This window comes from Uruburuella suis (assembly GCF_004341385.1).
In the GTDB taxonomy this organism is placed as follows: Bacteria; Pseudomonadota; Gammaproteobacteria; order Burkholderiales; family Neisseriaceae; genus Neisseria; species Neisseria suis.
Genome location: NZ_SLXE01000007.1, coordinates 43,172 through 56,282, shown reverse-complemented (window position 1 = coordinate 56,282; position 13,111 = coordinate 43,172). Strand labels below are relative to the sequence as shown.

Below are 13,111 nucleotides of genomic sequence, written 5' to 3'. Positions count from 1 at the left end.
TGCCAAGCGGCTTGCAAGTGTTTTAAACGGCTATGCGTTAAGCAGCGCCAATAATGCGGCTTCATCAAGCACGGCCACGCCCAGCGACTGTGCTTTTTCGAGCTTGCTGCCCGCGGCTTCGCCCGCCACCACATAATCGGTTTTTTTCGACACGCTGCCCGACACTTTGCCGCCGGCCGCTTCTATCATGGCTTGCGCTTCGTCGCGCTTGAGCGTGGGCAGGGTGCCGGTGAGCACAAAGGTTTTGCCGGCAACGGCTTGATTTTGATTGCTGCTGCCGGCCTGTTCGTTTTCAGACGGCATTTGGCTTAAAAATTGCTGCATCGCGTGCAATAAAGCCTGATTTTCCGCTTGCGCGCGCCATTGCTGCCAATCGGCGCTCAAAGCTTTGTCGTGCAGCAAACCTTCTATGCTTTTGCCGGCCAAATCCCACAATGCCTGCGCTTTGATTTCGCTGATTTTAAAGCCGGGTAGGCGCGCGAGCCAGCGCGCGGGCTGCACGTATTGCGCCGGCGGCAGGCTAATCGGCTGCGGCTGCGGTGCCACACCGGCGGCCAACAAATCATCTATCATCGCGGCTTGGGCAGGGTCGGCAAAAAAGTGCGCCGCCGAATGCGCCACCACGCCGCCGATATCGGGCAGGCAGGCGAGCGCAGGCTCGGGCGCGGCGCGCACATTGGCCAGCGTGCCGAAAGCCTGCGCCAATACTTTGGCGGTGCGCTCGCCCACATGGCGGATGCCCAGCGCAAACAGAAAGCGCGCCAACTCGGGCTGTTTGCTCGCTTCGATGCCGGCGAGAATATTTTCGGCCCATTTGGTGGGCGATGCTTTTTTCAGGCCGTCTGAAGCGGTTTGCGCTTCTTCTTTATCATCGGCGGCATTTTCTTTCATTTGCTGCAACAGCGGCACATTGAGGCGGTATAAGTCGGCAAAATGGTGCACCAAATCTTGCGCCACCAGCGCATCAATCTGCCGCTGCCCCAAGCCGTCGATGTCCATGGCTTTGCGCGAAGCAAAGTGGATCAGGCCTTGCGCGCGCTGGGCTTTGCACAACATGCCACCGCTGCAACGCGCCACCGCTTCGCCTTCTTCGCGCTCGATGCGGCTGCCGCAAATCGGGCAATGCTCGGGTAGGCGGTATTGCGGATATTGCGGCGCTGCGGCCTTTTCTTCTCTTTCTTTGCCGCCCGCCAGCCCGGCTTGGCCGAATAAATCACTTTGAAAGGCTGCCGGTGCCGATATTTGCGGCGCGGGCTTTTCAACACAACCCACGGCAGGCTTGCCAAACGAGAGGCCGTCTGAAAAAGCCGCCGGTGCAACTGCCTGCATTGGCCGGCGCTCAAACACCACCCGCACCACTTCGGGAATCACATCGCCGGCGCGGCGCACCACCACGGTGTCGGCCACGCGCACATCTTTGCGTTGCGTTTCGCCTTCGTTGTGCAGCGTGGCGTTGGTCACGGTTACACCGCCGACAAACACGGGCTGCAAGCGCGCCACAGGCGTTACTGCGCCGGTGCGCCCCACTTGCACATCAATGGCTTCCACCACGGTGAGTGCTTCTTCGGCAGGAAATTTGTGCGCAACCGCCCAGCGCGGCGCGCGCGAAATAAAGCCCAATGCCGCCTGCTGCGCCAAGCTGTTGACTTTCACCACCATGCCGTCGATTTCATAAGGCAGCTCGGGGCGTTTTTGCGCCATTTGCTCATAAAATGCCAACACGCCGCCTATCTTGCCGAAGCTGGCGTAGTGCCCTTCAGGCAGGCTGAAGCCCAATGTTTTCAGATAATGCAGCTCATCCAAATGCGTGTTTAAAGCCGCACCGCCGCTTTGCTGCGCAATGCCGTAGGCAAAAAAGTGCAGGCGGCGGCGGGCGGTGATGCGCGAATCGAGCTGGCGCAGGCTGCCGGCGGCGGCGTTGCGCGGGTTGGCAAACGCTTTTTGACCCTCGGCTTCTTGACGCGCATTGAGCGCGGCAAAATCGGCTTTCAGCATCAACACTTCGCCGCGCACTTCGATGGTTTCGGGCACATCGCTGCCGTGCAGGCGCAGCGGAATATTGGTGATGGTGCGCACATTGTCGGTAACGTCTTCGCCGCTGGCGCCATCGCCGCGGGTGGCCGCCTGCACCAACACGCCGCCTCGATAGAGCAGGCTGATGGCCAAGCCGTCGAATTTCGGTTCAATCACATATTCTGGCTGCTGCCCGGCCAAGCCGCCGCGCACGCGTTCATCAAAAGCGAGCATTTCGCTGTGGTCAAATGCGCCGGCCTCGTTTTGCGGCGAAAAAGCATTGCTCAGCGACAGCATGGGCACGGCGTGCACCACGCTGGCAAAGCCGGCCAAAGGCGCGCCGCCCACACGGCGGGTGGGGCTTTCGGGCAGACGCAAATCGGGATGAGCCGCTTCGAGCGCTTCGAGCTCTCGAAACAGAATATCGTATTCGGCATCGGGCACGCTGGGCGCATCGAGCGTGTAATACTCATAAGCATAGCGGTTGAGCGTGTCGGTGAGCTGGCGGATGCGGCGGGCGGTGTCGTTTGTCATTTGGAATTAGGCCGTCTGAAAATGTGGGGAAGGTTTCAGACGGCCTTGTTTATAGATTCGACAATTAAAACTTGAGCATTTGTAAAATTTAAGTAATTAAAAAGTAATAAGTTTTTTAATTAAAATTTCAATGTTTAATTGCCGTTTCTATAGGCTTAGGCCGTCTGATACCAATTCAAAAAAGTAAGCTAACAAGGCGGCGAGCCGAAGACAGTACACCTAGTACGGCTAGGCGAGCCAACGAAGTTAGGTTATTTTTTTGGATTGGTATGAAACCTTGGGTTTATCAACCCAAGCTACTCCGTCATAGTATAGAGCATAGTTTTGTATCACTTTTTCTTGCATTCCACTATACAGGCCGGCGCAAAGCGTATGGCACAGCCGAGCGGGCAGAAGCTGCTTCAACTGCGTGTGCGGCTGCGCCACGCCCTGCCTCATTCGCAATACCGACCCCATGGAAAGCGGGTGCATTTTATCATGCACCCGCTTGGTTTTTTGCAGATATTTTACTCAGGAAAACAGCCGAGCAGCCAAGCTGCCGCCGGGCTCGATGCCCACTTTCTGCATTTCATCCTGACGCGCCACCACATAGCTGCGCACTTCTTTGAGCCATTGGGTGGACAATTCTTCCAGCTTGTCGTTCACCAAATCGAGGCTCAGCGTGCTGGAGAGCTTCACGGCCAAATCCATAAAGCGGTTAAACTGCTTTTCGCCCGCGGGCACATGGGTGATGTCAAACAACATGCTGAAGCCGCGATAGGCTTGGCTCGAAAGCAGGCTGGCGGTAAACGGGGTGTTGTCGAGCGTAACCAAGGTGAAGAGCGGCTCGCCTTCTTCATTCGGCAGGCGGAAAGCGCCGTCCACGCCCAGTTCGAAGCCCAGGTTTTCCACGGCAGCGCGCAATTCCGTGCCGCTGATGCTGCCGCGCGACACCAAATGCATGGCGATGGTTTGGTCGACGCGGGCGCACAATTCATCCAGCGGCCGCGCCACGTTGAGGAAGGTTTCCACATCGGTGAGCAAAAGCGAGGCATTCATTTTTTCGGCAAACGAATTCACCTGCTCGCCGAATTGCTCCAGCTCTTGCGTGGTGGCCAAGCCGTTGCGGCTCACGGCTTGCAGGCCGATTACAAAGCCTTGGTAATACACGCTCGGAATCGGCTCGGCGATTTGGAAGCGGTCGTCCATGGTGCAGCCGGCAATCTGAAAGCGGTGGCGGCTAGAAAGGCGCGGAATGGCGTGCAGCTCTTGCGCTTCGCTCAGCGCGATATAGGCCATATAATCGAAGCGCGGGTCGAACCACGGCAATTCGAGCTTGGTAAGATCGTTTAAATGAAGCAGCGTTTTCTGCTTGCCTTGCAGGCGGGTTTGCGAAGGCGCCGGCGCATCGACGCGCTCGAAAGCAAAGGCTTCTTCGCCTTTTTCGGCTTCGGGCTGCAACACCGGCTCGACAAAATCATCTTCTTCCACTTCAATCGCGGCATCGGGTTTGGCGGCAGCGGCGGCGGCCACTTTTTCGGCAAACAAATCATTTTTGTCCGCTTGCGGCGCGGCCGGCTGAGCGATGGCTTCGGCTTCTTCGGCTTTCTGACTGGGGCGGGACACATCTTTGGTGCGCACCGGCTCAGCCGCCTCAGCCGCTTCGCCGCCCAGCGGCTTGCCGTCGCGCACGAAATCGGTTTTGCTGCCCAAAAGCGCATCTTTATCGGCATGGCCGAATTGCTCGCGCACCTGCTGGCGGTATTTGTTTTCCTGATACATATTGTACACAATCACGCCGAGGATAACCGCGGCGCAGAAAACCAGAATAATCAGGGTGATATCGCTCATATTTGTTTCAACCTGTGAAAGGGTTTGGATGATTTTGCTTTAATTGGGGGATTATAGCGAAATTTGCCCGCCATGACAGTATCGTGGCGCGATTTAAACCGCTATGGCCTTGCTTCGCCTTGCCCTGAATTGAAATCGCGCCGCCATATCAACACGCGTCAATCGGGCGCGCCAGCGGAAAACCGGCCGCAGCCAGCCTCGCCCAATCGAAAAAATGGCCGGGGTCGCTCTTGCGGCCGGGGGCAATATCTTGGTGGCCGCAAACGGCGCTGATCGGGTATTGCGCCATCAGGGCGCGCAGCAGCTTATCCAAACATGGATACTGCAAATCGCTAAAAGGTTCAAAATCGCAGCCTTCCAATTCGATACCGATTGAAAAAGCATTGCATTTTTCGCGCCCGCAAAAAGCCGACACGCCGGCGTGATAAGCCATATCGTTGCACGACACAAATTGCACCGCTTCACCTTCGCGGGTGATCAGAAAATGGCTCGACACGCGCAATTCGGTGAGAATGCTGAAAAAAGGATGTTCGGCAGGATTGATTTGATTGGTAAACAATTTTTCCACCGCGCCGTTGCCGTATTCAAACGGCGGCAGCGAAATATTGTGCAGCACCACCAGCGATGCCGCCTCGCCCGCCGGCCGCGGCTCGAAATTGGGCGAATCGAGCCGCCGCGCAAGCTGCCACCAGCCTTGCTGCCAATCGCTATTGTGCATGGTTTGGTTTCCTGTGTTTCATACTAATTCAAAAAAGTAAGCTAACAAGGCGGCGAGCCGCAGACAGTACAACTATAGTGAAATGCAAGAAAAAGTTACACAAAACTACATTTTGCAACGGCGTAGGTTGGGTTGATAAACCCAACGTTTCAGACGGCCTGTGGATTTGTTGGGTTTACAACCCAACCTACCTGCCGTATCACTTTTTTGTGCATTCCACTATAGTACGGCAAGGCAAGACAACGAAGTTAGGTTATTTTTTTGGATTGGTATCAGACGGCCTTCAGCTGGGCACAGTGTTGAGCCACAAAGCCGAAATATGCCTTTTTGTTTTTTGAACTACATTTCCATAATGTTTTCAGACGGCCTCTGCATGGAAACACTCAGGCCGTCTGAAAGCTTTATTTCGATTCGGCTTCAAATGCCATCGCCAGCGAATTGATGCAATAGCGCTCGCCGGTGGGCTTGGGCCCGTCGGGAAACACATGCCCCAAATGCGCATCGCAGCGGCGGCAGCGCACTTCTTCGCGCACCATGCCGTGGCTCAAATCGCGCACGCGGTAAGTGCTTTGCGGCTCGGCTTGCTCGAAAAATGCCGGCCAGCCGCAATGGCTGTCGAATTTTTGCTGTGATTTAAACAATAAAGCACCGCAGCAGGCGCAATGGTAATCGCCCGCCGCATCGAAATGGTTGTATTGCCCGCTAAACGGACGCTCGGTGCCCGCTTCGCGGGTGATGTGATACACATCGGGCGCCAGCTCGGCGCGCCATTCTTCGCTGCTTTTTTCAATTTTATCCATGTTGGTTTCCTCTGCCTTATAGGCTTTTTGGGTATGGTGGGTGCGGCCGTTTCGAATCATGGCACAAAGCACACTGCAAAACTTTATTTTATCCACAAGCCGCAATTCAAGCGCTCTGATGATTGTATCGGTGAAAGCGGCTGAAATCCAGCTTTGCCGCCGCCCGCCAAATCGCGCATAATCGGCCTATTTCCTTACCCACCTGCCGCCATGCTCTATCTTTATCAATCCAACCGCCTTGAAAACCTCGCCCGTGTGTTTACCGGGCTGCAAAAGCTGATGCCGCCTGAAAACCCGCTGGCAGCAGAAGAAATCGTGGTGCAAAGCCAAGGCATGCGCCGCTTTTTAAACCTGCATCTGGCCAAAGAATTGGGCGTGGCGGCCAATTTGAAATTCAGCCTGCCCGCCGGCCTCACCTGGCGGCTGATGCGCGAATGCCTGCCCGGCCTGCCCGAGCTGAGCCCGTTTGCGCCCGAAGTGATGCGCTGGCGGCTGCTGGATTTGTTTCAAAGCCAAGCGTTTCAGACGGCCTCTGAATACGCAGCCGCCCGTGCCGCGTTGCAAAGCTATTTGGCCGGCGGCCAAGCGGCGGCTTACCAGCTATCGGGGCAGCTGGCCGATATTTTCGACCAATATCTGGTTTACCGGCCGCAATGGATCAGCGCCTGGCAGCAAGGCCGTTTGCTGGAGCTGGGTGAAGATGAAATCTGGCAGGCCGAATTGTGGCGCTTTCTTGATGACGGCAGCAGCAACGCGCCGCACCGTGTGGCCATGTGGCAGCAGCTTTTGGCCGCATTGAGCGCCGATAAATTGCCGCAGCGCTTTTTTGTGTTCGGCATCGCCACCATGGCGCCGATGTATTTGCAGCTTTTAGAAGCCATGGCCGAGCATTGCGATGTGCACATTTTCGCGCTCAACCCAAGCAGCGAATATTGGGGCAATGTGATTGAAGCGGCGCAAATCCTGCAAAGCGGCGACGACATTGATTTGAGCCAGAGCGGCCACCCGTTGCTCGCTTCGCTGGGCAAGCAGGGGCGCGATTTCTTCGATGCGCTCGCCGAAGCGCACATCAGCGAAGAGCGCAGCTATTTCAGCGATGACGCGCAAACCGCGCCCACTTTGCTGCAACGCTTGCAACACGATATCCAAACCCTCAGCCTGCCCGCCGCCAAGCAGGAGCATGCACCGGCCGACAGCTCCATCCGCATTCACGCCGCCCACAGCCCTTTGCGCGAGTTGCACATTTTGAAAGACCAATTGCTCGCGCTTTTGGCCGAGCACCCCGATTGGCAGCCGTACGATATTGCCGTGCTCACCCCCAATATCGAGCCCTACAGCCCCTATATCGAAGCCGTGTTCGGGCAGGCGCAAGGCGGCGCGCAGGCTTTGCCCTATTCGATTTCCGACGTGAAGCTCAGCCGCCGCCAGCCGCTTTTGCACGCTTTGACACAAACCCTCGCCTTGTTGGAAAGCCGCTTCGAAGTGGATTATCTGCTGCCGCTGCTGGAAAACGATTTGGTGCTGCGCCGCTTTGCCCTCAGCCGCGACGATTTGCCGCTTTTGCACGACACCATCGCCGCGCTCAACGTGCATTGGGGCTTAGACAGCACCATGCGTGGCGAATTCGGCGCAGCCAGCAGCCTCTTTACCTGGCAGCAGGCGCTGGAGCGGCTGATTTTGGGCTGGATGCTGCCCGAAAGCGCGCACCCCGTGTGGCAAAACATCAGCGCCTGGCACGGCGACCCCAACCAAATCGCCGTGTTCAGCCGCTTCACCGTACTGATCCGCACCCTTGCCGACACACAAAAGCGCTGGCAGCAGCCGGCGGATATTGCCGCTTGGTGCGAACGCGTGCGCTGCCTGCTAACCGATTTATTTGCCCCCGACAGCAACGACCAACACGCCTTGCAACAAATCGAGCAGGCGCTGGCACGCTGGCAGGCCGAAGCCGAATTGGCGCACTTTGGCGGCTATCTGCCGCAACACATCGTTATCGAGCACCTGCAACACTTTCTCAGCGGCCAAAGCCAGGCCGGATTTCTGCGCGGCGGCATCACTTTTTGCAGCATGGTGCCCATGCGCAGCCTGCCTTTTAAAGTGATTTGCCTGCTCGGCCTCAACGATGGCGATTTCCCGCGCAACACCAAAGCCGCCGCCTTCGACCTGATTGCCCGCCACCCGCAAAAAGGCGACCGCGCCCGCCGCGACGACGACCGCTATCTGTTTCTCGAAGCCATCATCAGCGCACGCGAAGTGCTTTATTTATCCTATCTCGGCCGCAACATCAGCAACGACGAGCCGCTTGCCCCCTCCGCCCTGATCAGCGAGCTTATCGACACGCTGGCCGCCATGAGCGGGCAGCGCAGCAGCGAATGGGCCGCCAAGCATGTGCTGCAACACCCGCTGCAAGCTTTCTCGCCCCGCTATTTCAGCGCCGACGCCCTTTCAGACGGCCTCATCAGTAGCCGCAGCGATTACGCCGCCGCCCTCAACCAGCCCCAAGCCCAAACAGCCGCCTTTTTCAGCGCGCCGCTAAACGAAGCCGCCACCGATGCCGTGATTGAGCAAGAAAACTTTCTGCGCTTCTGGCGCAACCCCGTGCGCCATTGGCTGCAGCACACCCTCAGCTGGCACGCACCCTATGCAGACGAAGCCTGGGATGCCGCCGAGCCTTTCGACCCACCGCACAGCAGCCGCATCACCGAAGCCTACACCCAAGCGCGGCGCGCGCACCAAGATTTCGGCCAAACCGCCGGCCGCCTGAGCGCCGAGAGCCTGCTGCCCGAAGGCGAGCTCGGCCACTTGTGGCAGCAGCAATTCCAAGCCGCCGCCAAATCGCTCGACGGCGAATTATTGGCCAGCCCCAAGCTGCCGCCGCAGCCCTACTGCCTCAGCTTGGGCGAAAACACACTCGAAGGCAGCCTCGGCCACCTGCACCGCCACGGCCAGATTTATTTTCTCAACCGCGCACCCTCCGCGCCCGACATGCTCGCCTATTTGCTGCAACACCTGATTTTCTGCGCCGTGCGCCCACACGAACACCCCGAATGCCGCACCCATCTGCTGCTGCCCGGCCAAAGCCAAACCCTGGCCGACATTCCGCAGGCCGCCGCGCGTGCGCAATTGGCGCAATGGCTGGCCTATTTCCGGCTCGGCCAAAGCCGCCCGCTGCCCTTTTTCGCCAAAACCGGCCTCGCCGTGGCCGAAGTGCTCAGCAGCAACAAAGCCGACAGCCTCGAGCGCGCACAGCAAACCGCCCGCAGCGAATACCGGGGCAGCAAAAAAAGCACCGGCCAGCGCGACTATATCGAAGTGGATTTGGTATTCGGCCGCGACAGCACCGAGCCGATTGACACGCCGCTGTTTTGGAACCTGCTCGAAGATTTGCCGGTGCCGCTGCTGCGAGCTTTGCAGACAGAGGCCGGTGAAGAATAGCGCCTGCCGTGTTGAAATATAGTGGAATGCAGGAAAAAGTGACACAACGGGTAGCTTGGATTGAAAACACAACCAGCCCACAGGCCGTCTGAAACGTTGGGTTTGGCAACCCAACCTACCTGTTATAGTGCGTAGTTTTGTATCACGTTTTCTTGCATTCCACTATATGAACAAACCCCAGCCTGAGCAAACTTTATCCCGCAACTTTTTCAGACGGCCTATAATCAAGCCGTCTGAAACCCACTCGCCCCAGGAGCCCGAATGAGCATTTACCGACTCACCGACAACCTCTATATCGCCCCGCAGCTCACACCTGCCGATGCCGCAGAAGCCGCGCGGCTCGGCATCGGCCGCGTAATTTGCAACCGCCCCGACGGCGAAGAGCCCGGCCAGCCCGATTTTGCCCAAGTGCAGCAATGGCTGGCCGCAGAAGGCATTGATGATGTGCAGCACCAGCCCGTGGCCGCACCCACCATTCAAGCCGGCGATGTGGCCCGCTTTAAAGCGCTGCGCCAGAGCAGCCACACACCCGTGCTCGCCTATTGCCGCACCGGCACACGCTGCTCGCTGCTGTGGGGGCTGGACCAAGCCGCCGCCGGCATGCCGGTGGCCGAGATTATCGCCGCCGCAGGGCAAGCCGGCGTGGATTTGGGCAATTTCACCGAACGCCTGCAAGCTGCCGCTCATACCGATTCAAATAAACCCTTATGAATATTGCATGCAGAGGCCGTCTGAAAACCTTTCAGACGGCCTGTTTTATACCAATTCTAAAAAATAACCTTACAAAATAAAAGCAGTTCGGCAGCATCATTCGCGTAGGTCGGATTCTTGAATCCAACATTTGGCCAACGGCCAAAGTGATGTGCGTGCCTTGTTCTGCGAACAAGTGTCGGATTCGAGAATCCGACCTACAGGCTGCCTGTTTGTATATTATTTTTTTGAATGGGTATTATTTGCCTCTATTGCCGCGCCTGCCAATCATCGCGCGTGTGTTGTGCTTCTTCGAAATAGCGGTAAAGTGCATCGGCATCGTTGCTTTGCAGCAAATTTTGCAGATAAGCCAGCGCTTGCTGCTGGCCGGCGAGCAAATCGAGCAGGCTGTCTTTATTGGCCATACAAATGTCGGTCCAAATAGCCGGGTGGCTCGATGCGATGCGGGTGAAATCGCGGAAACCGGAAGCAGCGAAATCGAGATAGGTTTGGCCGTCGGGATGCTCGGCGATTTGGTGCACATAAGCATAAGCCAGCATGTGCGGCATATGCGACACGGCGGCGAAAATGGCATCGTGGGTGGCGGCGCTCATGCGGTAGGTGTGTGCGCCCACGGCCTGCCATAGGGTTTCAACGGTTTCGAGCGCACCCGCATCTTGCTGCGCATGCGGGCAGATAATCAGCTTTTTATCTTGATAAAGGCCGAATTGCGCCGCCAGCGCGCCGTGTCGGTCGGAGCCGGCAATCGGGTGGGCGGCCACGCAGCGCGGCAGATGTGCGCCCAAGTGTTCGGCAAAGGCGGTGAGCGCAGATTGCTTGGTGCTGCCCACATCGCTCACAATGGTGTGGACGCTTAAAAGCGGTGCCAATTGGCGGCAGATGTGCGGCAGCGTGGCCACGGGCGTGGCAATCAGCACCCAATCGGCGCCGCCCACGCTTTGGGCGTTAATCTCTTCAAAAGCTTCATCGATGACTTTGCGCTCGAGTGCGCGCGCCAGATTGTCGGCATCCAAATCGATGCCGACCACTTTTTCCACCAAACCCTGCCGTTTTAAATCAAGCACAAACGAGCCACCGATCAGGCCGACGCCGATCAGGGTGATTTGTTTGAGTGCCGGTGTTTGGGTCATAAAGAGGCCGTCTGAACGGGTGAAAAATAATGGGAAATGAAAATTGCCGCACAGGCCATCTGAAAGCACATTCAACTTTCAGACGGCCTTGCTTATTGATTAAGACCAAGCCGCCACAAATTCCGCCCAATGCGGCTTTTCTTCGGCCAACGAATGCAGATAATGCTTCAAGCGTTTGATTTCCTGCTCGTATTCATCCGCATCAAGCGCACCACCGAGCAGGCGGAAACGCAAATACATTAAATAAGTGTTGGCCGCATCGGTTTCGCAATAATCGCGGATGTCTTTCAAATCGCCGGCGTGATAAGCATCCCACACTTTGCTGCCATCCATGCCGAGCTTGCCGGGAAAGCCGCACAGCTTGGCCATGTCATCCAGCGGCACGCTGGCGCGCGGTTGGTAAAGGGCGAGCAAATCCATCAAATCGCAATGGCGGCTGTGGTAGCGGCTGATGTAATTATTCCATTTGAAATCGCGGCTGTCGCCGAAATCGCCCTCGCCCATGTCCCAATAGCGCGCGGCAGCCACGCCGTGTATGAGCGCGCGGTAATGCAGCACCGGCAAATCAAAGCCGCCGCCGTTCCAGCTCACCAATTGCGGCGTGTGGGTTTCCACCAAATCGAAAAATTTGGCAATCATGGTTTCTTCGCTGTCGTTGATTTCGCCGATGGTGCCGACATGGATTTTATCTTGCCCCCAACGCATGCAGCAGGAAATCGCCACCACTTGGTGCAGGTGGTGCTGCATAAAATCGCCGCCGGTTTGCGCCCGGCGCTTTTGCTGCGCAAATGCCACCACATCGGCATCAGACACGCTTTTGGGCAAATCGTGCAGCAGGCGGATACCGGCCACATCGGGCACGGTTTCGATATCGAAAGCTAAAATCGGGGTCATCGGCTGGTTCTCCACAGATGCTGCATTGTGGCACGAAGTGGCGCTTGCGCCAAGCTTGCGCACGCTTTTGCCCGCCTGCGGGATAGTTGGTACAATGGCGCACCGGCGCGCGTGCGCCTCCTATTTTTGATTGCGCCCTGCGCACCCCACACGAGGCTTTGCATGAACAAACACCTGCTCCATTCTTTATTGCCGCTGGCGCTGTTGCCGCTGGCCGCCTGCGGCCAAACGCCGGTATCCCACAACAGCGCCGCATCTGCCCCGGCCGCAACCAAGAGCGCAACGGCGGCAAGCGGCAATGTAGACAGCAAGTTGGCGCAAACGCTGACGGCCAAATTGGAACAAACCTACCAAGGCCAAAACCTGAAAGTGCAAAGCGTGCGCAACACGCCGATTGCCGGCCTTTATGAAGTGGTGGTGAGCGGCAACCAAGTGGTTTATGTCGATGGCAGCGCCAATTACATGCTGGTGGGCGACCTGATTGACGTCAACACCCGCCAAAGCCTCACCGACGAGCGCAGCGCCGAATTGAATAAAATCGATTTTTCCACCCTGCCGCTGGATATGGCGATTAAAGAAGTGCGCGGCAACGGCAAGCTGAAAGTGGCGGTGTTTTCCGACCCCGATTGCCCGTTTTGCAAACGCCTGGAGCATGAATTCGCCAAGATGACCGACATCACCATTTATAACTTCATGCTGCCGATTGCCAGCCTGCACCCCGATGCCCAGCGCAAAGCCGAGCTGATTTGGTGCCAGCCCGACCGCACCGCCGCTTGGACGCAATGGATGCGCCAAGGCAAAGTGCCGCCTGCCGCCCCCGCTTGCGATAACCCTGTGGCCGAAACCGTGTCGCTGGGCGAGCAGCTCGGCTTCAACGGCACACCCACGCTGGTTTTCCCCAACGGCCGCAGCCAAAGCGGCTACAGCCCGCTGCCGCAATTGCAGCAGCAGATTGAAGCTAACCAATAAGTTTTACGCCAAACATTTGAGGCCGTCTGAAAAGTTTCAGACGGCCTCAAATTTATACAACCCTTAACACCCATTCA

Annotated in this window: 9 protein-coding genes; 3 read left to right on the top strand and 6 right to left on the bottom strand. The window is 57.3% G+C overall.

The genetic code is table 11. From position 1 onward, the window contains the following. Positions 1-30 precede the first annotated feature (30 nt). From ligA to msrB, 4 genes are all read right to left on the bottom strand, one after another. A complete protein-coding gene (ligA, locus tag EV680_RS03885) occupies positions 31-2,547 on the bottom strand; it encodes an NAD-dependent DNA ligase LigA (protein ID WP_132953419.1) in 2,517 nt (838 codons plus the stop codon). A gap of 510 nt (positions 2,548-3,057) precedes the next feature. Next, positions 3,058-4,377, bottom strand: a complete 1,320-nt coding sequence (locus EV680_RS03880; protein ID WP_132953417.1) for a cell division protein ZipA C-terminal FtsZ-binding domain-containing protein — start codon at positions 4,375-4,377, stop codon at positions 3,058-3,060. A 148-nt stretch (positions 4,378-4,525) separates the two neighbouring features. Next, the gene (gene ampD, locus EV680_RS03875; protein WP_132953415.1) at positions 4,526-5,095 is read right to left on the bottom strand and encodes a 1,6-anhydro-N-acetylmuramyl-L-alanine amidase AmpD; all 570 of its coding nucleotides are present in this window, start codon (positions 5,093-5,095) and stop codon (positions 4,526-4,528) included. A 401-nt stretch (positions 5,096-5,496) separates the two neighbouring features. Then, positions 5,497-5,895: a peptide-methionine (R)-S-oxide reductase MsrB gene (gene msrB / locus EV680_RS03870; RefSeq protein ID WP_132953413.1), complete on the bottom strand. Its 399-nt coding sequence runs from the start codon at positions 5,893-5,895 to the stop codon at positions 5,497-5,499. A gap of 210 nt (positions 5,896-6,105) precedes the next feature. On the opposite strand from msrB, the gene recC reads away from it, so the two are divergent. Both recC and EV680_RS03860 read left to right on the top strand, forming a co-directional pair. Beyond that, positions 6,106-9,330 carry an exodeoxyribonuclease V subunit gamma gene (gene recC / locus EV680_RS03865; protein ID WP_132953411.1) on the top strand — a complete coding sequence of 1,075 codons (3,225 nt, stop codon included), beginning with the start codon at positions 6,106-6,108 and terminating at the stop codon, positions 9,328-9,330. A gap of 261 nt (positions 9,331-9,591) precedes the next feature. Further along, entirely contained in the window at positions 9,592-10,041 is a 450-nt protein-coding gene (locus EV680_RS03860; RefSeq protein ID WP_132953409.1) for a TIGR01244 family sulfur transferase, read from the top strand. Positions 10,042-10,289: 248 nt separating this feature from the next. On the opposite strand, the gene EV680_RS03855 is transcribed toward EV680_RS03860, so the two are convergent. Together EV680_RS03855 and EV680_RS03850 are read right to left on the bottom strand one after the other, a co-directional pair. Continuing rightward, on the bottom strand, positions 10,290-11,171 hold the full coding sequence (locus EV680_RS03855; RefSeq protein WP_132953407.1) for a prephenate dehydrogenase: 882 nt from the start codon (positions 11,169-11,171) through the stop codon (positions 10,290-10,292). A gap of 99 nt (positions 11,172-11,270) precedes the next feature. Further along, positions 11,271-12,065 (bottom strand): 3'-5' exonuclease, encoded by a 795-nt coding sequence (locus EV680_RS03850; protein ID WP_132953405.1) that lies wholly within the window; start codon positions 12,063-12,065, stop codon positions 11,271-11,273. 162 nt (positions 12,066-12,227) lie between these two features. Here EV680_RS03850 and EV680_RS03845 point away from each other — a divergent pair, with 162 nt between their 5' ends. Then, a complete protein-coding gene (locus EV680_RS03845) occupies positions 12,228-13,034 on the top strand; it encodes a DsbC family protein (protein WP_132953403.1) in 807 nt (268 codons plus the stop codon). Positions 13,035-13,111 lie beyond the last annotated feature (77 nt).